Source organism: Rhodococcus sp. no. 34, from assembly GCF_054589475.1.
This window is the reverse complement of record NZ_BAAILK010000026.1, coordinates 473,887-483,158: the sequence shown is the minus strand read 5'-3', so window position 1 is coordinate 483,158 and position 9,272 is coordinate 473,887. Positions and strand designations below refer to the sequence as shown.

Below are 9,272 nucleotides of genomic sequence, written 5' to 3'. Positions count from 1 at the left end.
TGGCGGCATCGGCGGGAGTCGCCTCGAACGAGTGTGGGTCCGCAGACGGCTCGTTGATGATCGACGTCACGGTCAGCTTGTCGCCGGCGACGGCCTGCGCGACGTTGCCCCACACGTTCGTCGATGCGACGACGGTGATGCCGTCGTCCTTCGAGGAGGTTGAGCTGCACGCGGTGAGCGCGAATGCTGCGGCGACCGAGACGGCCGCGAGGGCGGTGGCGGTGCGGAATTTCGACGACGAACGCACGTGCTTTTCTCCTGAACAAAGGCTGGGCTAAATGCTATTGGAAACCGTTACCGTTACACATTAGCGCATAGTCGCTGGTAGTTCACCTTCGGTTCAGCCCCAACGCGCCGTCTGCGGGCACTACGGCTAACGTCCGTTTATGCCCCGGTCCCGTCAGCCACGCCGTCAAGCCACTTTGGCGTCGCTTGCCGCCGAGCTCAATGTGTCGAGAACTACAGTCTCGAACGCGTACAACCGACCCGATCAGCTCTCCGTCGAGCTGCGGGATCGAGTGCTCCAAGCGGCCAAGCGACGCGGATACCCCGGACCTGATCCGGTCGCCCGCTCCTTGCGAACTCGCAAAGCCGGCGCCGTCGGTCTCCTGCTCACCGAAGCACTCAGTTATTCGTTCCGCGACCCGGCCGCCATGAGCTTCCTTGCCGGTCTCTCGGAATCATGTGAGGACGCCGGCCAGGGCTTGCTGCTCATCCCGGCCGGGCCCGGCCGCGACGAGGTGGATGCTGCCGCCGTGGTCCAGCAGGCGGGCGTCGACGGCTTTGTCGTCTACTCCGTGGCCGACGACGACCCGTATCTCGCTGCCGTGCTCGAGCGTCACATTCCGATCGTCGTCTGCGACCAGCCCCGCGAGATTCCCGGTGCATCCCTCGTGGGCATCGACGACCGCGCTGCCATGCGCAAGGTCGCCGACTACCTCATCGGGCTCGGCCACCGCGACATCGGCGTGCTCTGCATGAGGCTGGGGCGCGACCGGATGGACGGCGTCGTCAGCCAGGAACGACTCAAGTCCCCACACTTCCACGTCCAGCGTGAGCGGATCGAAGGAGTGCGCGACGCGATGGTGGCGTCCGACATGGACCCACTCTCACTCACCGTGATCGAGCGGTACGTCCACACATCGCAATCCGGGCACTCGGCGGCGGCGGAAGCTCTCGCGACCAACCCCGAGATCACCGCACTGGTCTGCACCACCGACGTGCTGGCTCTCGGCGCCTTGGACTGGGCGCGCTGGCAGGGCATAGATGTACCTGGCCAACTGTCGATCACCGGATTCGACGGCGTCGACGAGGCGCTGCGCGAATCACTGACAACGGTGCGCCAGCCCCAGGAAGAGAAGGGCCGGCGTGCCGGTGCGCTCCTGATGTCGCCGTCCGGATCCGGCGTTCCGATAGTCGAGATGCTCGACACCGAACTACTGGCCGGGCGAACATCAGGCCGGATCAAGGGGTAGCGCTCACGCCAGGAGTTGGGCGCAGCGCAACAAGCCCAGATGGCTGTACGCCTGGGGGTGGTTGCCCAGTGAGCGTTCCGCGATGGGGTCGTACTCCTCCGCGAGCAGTCCGGTGGGACCCGCTGCCGCGACCAACTGGTCGAACAGTGCCTCTGCTTGCAGGCGTTGCCCGATCAGTAGGTATGCCTCGACGAGCCAGGCGGCACAGAGATGGAATCCACCTTCGATGCCGGGCAGGCCGTCGTCGTGATGGTAGCGGTATACCGTTGAGCCGCTGCGTAGTTCGGCCTCGGTGGCTACGACGGTCGCTGCAAAGCGCGGATCCGTCGGATCGATCAGCCCCGACAGCCCGATGTGCAGAGTCGCCGCGTCGAGATCGGTACCGTCGTAGGCTGCGGTGTACGACTGGACGTCGTCCTTCCAGCCCTTGTGTCGTACTTCGTCGGCGATCTGGTCACGCAGTTCCACCCACTCGGGCAGGGCCTCGCGAGAAAAGCGGGTCGCAAGATCGACGGCGCGGTCGACGGTGACCCAGCCCATAACCTTGGAATAGACGTGGTGGCGCGGGTTGTCGCGAATTTCCCAGATGCCGTGATCGGGTTCGAACCAGCGCCGCTGCACTGCTTCGACCATGGCGCACACCAGTTCCCAGTCGCGGTCGCTCAAAGGATCGGGATCACCGGCCTTTTCGCGTGCATTCGCCAGTTCGACGATGAGCTCGACGATCGGGCCGAACACGTCCAGTTGAACCTGCTGATTCGCGGCGTTTCCGACGCGGACCGGCCGGGAGCCGGCGTATCCGGGGAGTGAATCGATGACGGCCTCTGGCGGTAGCGAAGTCCCGTGGAGCGTGTAGAGGGGGTGCAGGCGCTCGGGTCCCGGCAGTGTTTCGAGCACGCGGTGGACCCAGTCCAGGTAGTTCTCGGCCTCGTCGGTGGATCCGACGCTCACGAGAGCTGTTGCGGTGAGGGCGGCGTCGCGCAACCAGCAATAGCGGTAGTCCCAGTTGCGGACTCCGCCGATCTCTTCCGGCAGGGACGTCGTCGCGGCAGCCATGATGGAACCGGAATCGGCGTGGACCAGCCCGCGCAAGGTCAGTGCAGAGCGTTTCATCAAGTCCGGCTTCAGCTTCGGGAGTTCGAGCGTCTTGGCCCAATCGGACCAGTAGGCCTCCGAGGTCGCTCGACGCTCGAGCTCCGGAACGTCGGACGGGCCGATTTCTTCTGTTCCGCAGCGCAATTCGAGGACGACGTCACCCTTGGACGGCTCGACGATGGCGTGGGCGGTCTGCTGGTTTCCGTCGGTGGCGATGTTCCACAGCACACCGGGGGAGCGGAGCACGTACGGCTCGTTGGTGCCGAGGACCCGAATGCCCTCGTCGACGACCTCGAGCGTGACCTGACCCTGGCCGAACTCGGGACGGGGTGCAAACGAGACGATCGCGTCGGCCTGACCGGAAATGATGCGGGTCAGGTCGGTTCGTCCCTGTGGGACGTCGTGGGGGAGGTAGTCGGTGACGGACAGGCTCGCCCAGCGGGTCTGAACTGTCATCGTGCTGTCGATGTACTTCTGGCTCAGCGGCAAGGCTGTGCGTCGAGGCCCGACCGAGAAGTGGCCGGCCCCGGTTCCGCCGAGAAGGTGTGCGAAGACGGCCGCTGAATCCGGTTCCGGGTGACACAACCAGGTCAGCGTCGCATCCGGGGTCACCAAAGCGACGGTGCGCGGACTGGCGAGCATCGAGAGCCGCTCGATGGGCGGAGCGTCGGCGCCGGAAAGCCACGTACGACGCTCGTCGAGCAGGAACGCCAGAGCAGCAGCGACGTCCTCGGTGCTGTCGACGCGATAGTCGGCGACGGTGTCCCCGCTGCCGACCTTGATTCCGATGTCCGGCCCCTGAAGCCTGCTGAACGCCTTTTCGTCGGTCACGTCGTCGCCGATGAAGACGGCAGCGGTTGCGCCGTCCTGATGGCGAATCAAGTCGAGTGCGTGCCCCTTGTCGGTGGCGATGACAGCCAACTCGACCACCGATTTGCCCTCGGTGACCTGAACGCCTGGCCAGAGTGCCGATTCGGTGCGGACGGCGATGAGCGCCTTCTCGGCGTCGTCGGCACTGGTGTTGCGTACGTGCAGTGCAACGCTGGCGGGCTTCTTCTCCACCGTTGCCCCAGGGGTGTCGGCGGCGATTCGGCCCAACTCGGTGACGATCTCGTCGAGCAGTTTCCTGGCGTCGGCGTCGATCGCGTGAACGAATCCGATGTCGAACTCGGAGCCGTGGCTGCCGACCAATTGCACTTCGGCGGGAAGTCGGGACAGCGCAGCCAGATCCTTGAGGGCGCGGCCCGAGATCACGGCAGCCGTCGTCGACGCGAGGCTGGCGAGAGAGCGAAGCGCACGCACCGTTTCCGCCCGGGGATACGCCTTGTCCGGGTTGGCGACGATGGGTGCCATCGTCCCGTCGTAGTCGGAGGCTACGAGCAGACGCGGCGTGCGTGCCACGCCTGACAGCGCTCGGCGGAGTTCGATGGACAGATCTTGTGCGCTCACCTCTTCAAATCTAGGTGATGCAGCGACTCCTGGCTCGATACGTTTCCGGCCGATCAGTGCAAAAATGACAGATGCGACAAAGGATGTCTATTCGGGTTTCCGAGTTCCGTCACCGAGCAGCAGTTCAACCGTCAATTCCAGTCGATTGGCGACATCGGTAGCCGAAGAGCGTCGCGTGAGCCATGCCACCAAATTGGACAGCCACACATCGGAGATCACGCGCGCGATCGCCAACTGCTCTTCGGTTGGCTCCTCTTCGGTCATCGCTCGTGCGAAGAGGCGGTCCATCAACTGGCCCACCTGATCGACCTCGGCCGCTGCGGAGGCGTCGGCGAACATGAACGCGCGAGTCATCGCTTCGGTGAGGAGCGGATCGCGCTGCATCGCGCGGGTGATGAGGCTGAGGATCAGCTGCATCCGCTCGAGCGGACTGGTTCCAGGCGGGATCTTGCCCTTGGAATCGATCTTCTCGAATTCGCGTGCCAGGGCGGACACCAGTAGGTGAACCTTGGACGGGAAGTAGCGATAGAGCGTTCCGACTGCGACGTCGGCACGCTCGGCCACGGCGCGCATCTGAACAGCCTCGTAGCCCCCCTTGGACGCCAAGGCGAGTGTTGCGTCGAGAATCCGCTTGCGGCGTTCACGTTGCGCGTTGGAGCTGAGATCGTCGTCCCCGAGCGTTGCAGAAGCAACCGCGTTGGAGCGGGATCGGGATGTTGTGGTCATCGACAAATTCCTTCGCGCCTTGACTCTTGGCCAGGTGTCATATTAGAACACGTTCTAAACAATTGTGTCACTTATCGAGAGGCGGGAACCAGTTGTGACAATCGCCACGACCGATGAACAGCGGGCGGTCCAGGAATCGATAGAGGCCTGGGCTCGCTCGGCCACGCCGATGGACATGGTACGCCGTGGACCAGCAGTTTCGTGGCGGGAGAAATGGTCCGAGTTCGCGTCTCTCGGGATATTTTCGGTCGCCGTTCCCGAAGCGGTAGGCGGAGCCGGGGCCGAAATCGTCGATCTCGCAGCAATGCTCGAGCAGGCGGCAATCGAACTCGTGCCGGGTCCTGTTCTCACGACTGCACTCGCAGCTCTGGTGGTGGGGCGTAGTTCGTCGCCCGCTGCCAAGCGATGGACCGAAACGCTCGCCGACGGTGCGCTGCCGTGTGCCGTCGTATTGGACGAAAGTCCAGTTGCGGCAACGGCGAATGCGTCCGGCGGCATCGAGCTTCATGGCGAAGGAGGTTACGCCTGGGGCGGCGATTCAGGCGTATCGGTACTCGTGTCGGCGGGCGTCGTGTCCGAAGACGAAGGCTCGCGTGTCGTCTGGGCTCTCGTCGACGGAGACAGCGAAGGCGTGACCTACGAAGCGGTCGACACGATCGACAAGTCGCGACCACTGGCGCGAGTCTCCTTCGATCGAGTGACGGTCGATGCCGACCGAATCCTCGATGACATTGCGCCAGGATCGGTTTCCGACCTAGCGGCGGTACTGGGGGCTGCCGAAGCTGCCGGAATTGCGGCGTGGAGCCTGCGTACTGCGGTGGAGTACGCGAAGATTCGCGAACAATTCGGAAAGCCCATCGGCTCGTTCCAGGCGATCAAACACATCTGCGCCGAAATGCTGTGTCGCGTAGAGAATGCCGGAGCCGTCGCCTGGGATGGTGCGGTCGCTGCCGAGTCGGGCGACGAACTTCCGATCGCCGCAGCAGTGGCCGCCGCGGTGTCGCTGGATGCCGCTGTCGACACGGCAAAGGACTGCATTCAAGTGCTCGGCGGCATCGGATTCACCTGGGAGCACGAGGCGCACTTCTACCTTCGTCGAGCACTGTCGCTCCGGCAGATTCTGGGCGGATCGTCTCATTGGCGCGCACGCGTCGCGGAATTGACGATCGGCGGCGCACGGCGTCACCTTCAGATCGACTTGAGTGAGCTCGAATCCGACCGGTCCGAAATTCGCGAAGAGGTAGCGCAATTGGTGGCGCTGCCCGAATCCGAGCAGCGCAACGCGTTGGCCGAATCGGGCTACCTTGCACCGCACTGGCCCAAGCCGTACGGCCGGGGCGCCAAGGCTGCGCAACAGATTTTGATCGAAGAAGAGTTGGCGGCCGTCGGTATCGGCCGACCCGATCTGGTGATCGGCTGGTGGGCAGTGCCCACCATCCTCGAGCACGGCAGTGCGGAGCAGATCGAAAGATTTGCGACTCCGACGCTCAAGGGCGAGATCACCTGGTGCCAGCTCTTCAGCGAACCCGGCGCAGGTTCGGATCTTGCGGCACTGCGCACGACCGCGGAAAAGGTCGACGGCGGTTGGAAGCTGAACGGCCAGAAAGTCTGGACTTCGCTTGCGCGTGAAGCTGACTGGGCCATCTGCCTCGCCAGGACCGATCGCGAGGTTCCCAAACACAAGGGCATCACGTACTTCCTTCTCGACATGAAGACGGCGGGGATTCGAATCTCGCCGCTGCGCGAGATCACCGGAGATGCCCTGTTCAACGAAGTCTTCCTCGACGACGTCTTCGTCCCGGACGAGTGCGTCGTCGGCCAGCTCGGTGGAGGCTGGAAACTGGCCCGAACGACCCTCGCCAACGAGCGGGTCGCAATGAGCGGTGGCTCTTCGCTCGGCGGTGCGATGGAGGAATTGCTCGAGCTGGCCGGCGACCCCGATCCTGTGGTGGCAGACAAGCTCGGTGGGCTGATCGGAACCGCCATGGTGGGCTCACTGCTGGAATTGCGCACGACACTGCGGCAATTGGACGGTCAGGATCCGGGTCCGGCGTCGAGCGTCCGCAAGCTGGTGGGCGTGCGCCAGCGTCAGAATGTCGCGGAGTTCGCCATGGAATTGGGTGGTACTGCCGGGTGGGTGGAGGGCCCGCTTTCGCGTGAGTTCCTCAACACGCGATGCCTGTCGATTGCCGGCGGAACCACGCAGATTCTGTTGACCGTCGCCGCGGAGAGAATTCTGGGCCTGCCCCGTGATTAGACGGCGTAAGTAGAGGCCTTTAGAAATGTCCACGTTGGTGATACAACTAGAACACGTTCTACATCAGAGACAGGATTGCCAGCGTGGACTTCACTCCCGATGAAACCCAGGAAGCGGTAGCCGAGGTGGCTACCGCGCTCCTTGCCCGCGAACTGGAGCCGGACGCGCTCTGGGCGGCATTCGCCGATGCCGACCTGCTCACGTTGGCCCTGCCCGAGCGTCTGGGCGGCGAGGGACTCTCCGTCGCCGACGTCGGTTCCCTCCTCGTCGAGGTCGGCCGGGCCGCTGCTCCAATTCCGGCTCTCGCAACCCTCGGCTTCGGTGTACTCCCCATAGTCGCTCTGGGGACCGACGCTCAACAGGACGAATTGCTCACCGGAGTCGGCGCCGGACGGGTGTTCACCGCGGCGCTCGGTGAGCCGGGTCAGCAGTTCCCGGCGCAGCCGTCGACCACCGCGCAGCAGTCGGGCGACTGGTATCGCGTCAGCGGGACGGTGCTTGCCGTGCCTTTCGCGGCGAGCGCACACAGAATTCTTGTGCCCACCGACGCCGGAGTCGTTCTCGTCGATCCGACCGCCGCCGGCGTCGCATTGACGCCGACTCCTAGTGCTTCCGGCAGTCCGGAGTTCGCAGTCACGATGGACGAGGCAGTCGGTGAACTTCTCGGTGCCGGCGAGGAAGCCGTCCAGACGCTGTACCGGATCGCCACGGCAAGCATCGGAGCCGTTGCAGACGGTTTGGTGTCCGGTGCCGTCGATCTCACTGCGGCACATGTCGGCTCGCGTGAGCAATTCGGTAAGCCGCTCGCCACGTTCCAGGCAGTCTCACAACAGATAGCCGACGCGTACGTCACCTCCCGGACCCTTCACGTCGCGGCGTTGTCGGCGTCCTGGCGCGTGTCGGAGGGCCTGGACGCCCAGTCGGACCTCGACGTCATGGCGTACTGGATCGCCCAAGAAGTGCCTGCCACGATGCAGGTGCTTCACCACCTGCACGGTGGTCTGGGCGTCGACGTCACGTATCCACTTCATCGTTACTACTCGACTGCAAAAGACCTGGCACGCCTGCTCGGCGGTGCTTCGCAGCGACTCGACCTCGTGGGGGCCCGGTGTTCATCGATCTGACCGACAGTCAGCGCGCATTGCAAGCTGAACTTCGACGCTACTTCTCGACGCTGATCTCGCCCGAAGAGGCCAAGATCATGCGCGTGGAGCGGCATGGCCCTACCTATCGCGAGGTCATCCGTCGTATGGGCAAGGACGGCTGGCTCGGCGTCGGCTGGCCGGTGGAGTTCGGCGGACGTGGGTTCGGTGAAGTCGAGCAGCAGATTTTTGTCAACGAGGCTGTGCGGGCGGATGTCCCACTGCCTTCGGTGACTTTGCAGACCGTCGGTCCGACCCTGCAGAAGTACGGCAGCGAGGAGCAGAAGCAGAAATTCCTGCCCGCGATCCTCGCCGGTGAAGTGCACTTCGCGATCGGCTACACCGAACCGGAAGCCGGCACCGACCTTGCAGCACTGCGCACTTCGGCGGCACGAAATGGTGACGAGTACGTCGTCAACGGCCAGAAGATTTTCACCACCGGCGGGCATGACGCCGATTACGTGTGGCTCGCCGTGCGGACAGGGTCTGCCGATTCAAGGCACCGCGGCATCTCCATCCTGATCATGGACACCAAAGATCCCGGCTACACCTGGACCCCGATCATCACCTGCGACGGTGCGCATCACGTCAACGCCACCTACTACGAGGACGTTCGCATTCCGGCGAACATGCTTGTGGGTGAGGAGAATCAGGGCTGGCGCTTGATCACGACGCAGCTCAACCACGAACGCGTCATGCTCGGTCCGGCAGGTCGTGTCGCAGGGATTTACGACCACGTCTTCGATTGGGCCAAGCGTGAAAACCTGCTTGATCACGTTGACGTACGACGCGCGCTCGGCGAAATTCATGCGACGTACCGCCTCAACGAACTGCTCAACTGGCAAGTGGCGTCGAGTGATTCGGATTCGGTGGATATTGCCGACGCTTCGGCAACCAAAGTGTTTGCGACCGAGCGTATCCAGCGGGTCGGTCGACTGGCGGAAGAGATCGTCGGGCGGTACGGAAATCCGATCGATCCCGAAACTGCTGATCTCATGGAGTGGCTCGACATGCAGATCAAGCGCAACCTGGTGATCACCTTCGGCGGTGGAGTCAACGAGGTGATGCGCGAATTGATTGCGACCGCCGGCCTGAAGCTTCCTCGCGTTCCGAGATAGGAAACAAATC

Annotated in this window: 7 protein-coding genes; 4 read left to right on the top strand and 3 right to left on the bottom strand. The window is 63.8% G+C overall.

Annotated features, from left to right (window positions below; all coding sequences use genetic code 11):
• Nucleotides 1-247: metal ABC transporter solute-binding protein, Zn/Mn family (locus tag ACYP01_RS11310; protein ID WP_459679984.1), on the bottom strand; the 247-nt coding region annotated here is incomplete at its 3' end.
• Between the two features lie 139 nt (nt 248-386).
• On the opposite strand from ACYP01_RS11310, the gene ACYP01_RS11305 reads away from it, so the two are divergent.
• Nucleotides 387-1,475, top strand: a complete 1,089-nt coding sequence (locus tag ACYP01_RS11305) for a LacI family DNA-binding transcriptional regulator (protein ID WP_007733995.1) — start codon at nt 387-389, stop codon at nt 1,473-1,475.
• Nucleotides 1,476-1,478: 3 nt separating this feature from the next.
• Here the strand turns inward: ACYP01_RS11305 and otsB are convergent, their stop codons facing one another.
• Both otsB and kstR read right to left on the bottom strand, forming a co-directional pair.
• The gene (gene otsB, locus ACYP01_RS11300; RefSeq protein WP_007733998.1) at nt 1,479-4,019 is read right to left on the bottom strand and encodes a trehalose-phosphatase; all 2,541 of its coding nucleotides are present in this window, start codon (nt 4,017-4,019) and stop codon (nt 1,479-1,481) included.
• A gap of 87 nt (nt 4,020-4,106) precedes the next feature.
• Nucleotides 4,107-4,745, bottom strand: coding sequence for a cholesterol catabolism transcriptional regulator KstR (kstR, locus tag ACYP01_RS11295; RefSeq protein ID WP_003945752.1), 639 nt, complete (start codon nt 4,743-4,745; stop codon nt 4,107-4,109).
• 94 nt (nt 4,746-4,839) lie between these two features.
• Between kstR and ACYP01_RS11290 the strand changes: the two genes are divergently transcribed.
• From ACYP01_RS11290 to ACYP01_RS11280, 3 genes are all read left to right on the top strand, one after another.
• Entirely contained in the window at nt 4,840-7,002 is a 2,163-nt protein-coding gene (locus ACYP01_RS11290; RefSeq protein WP_459679980.1) for an acyl-CoA dehydrogenase, read from the top strand.
• Nucleotides 7,003-7,085: 83 nt separating this feature from the next.
• Entirely contained in the window at nt 7,086-8,126 is a 1,041-nt protein-coding gene (locus ACYP01_RS11285) for an acyl-CoA dehydrogenase family protein (protein WP_003945711.1), read from the top strand.
• A complete protein-coding gene (locus ACYP01_RS11280; RefSeq protein ID WP_459679978.1) occupies nt 8,111-9,262 on the top strand; it encodes an acyl-CoA dehydrogenase family protein in 1,152 nt (383 codons plus the stop codon). Before ACYP01_RS11285 ends, ACYP01_RS11280 begins: the two co-directional genes overlap by 16 nt.
• The last annotated feature ends 10 nt before the right edge of the window (nt 9,263-9,272 follow it).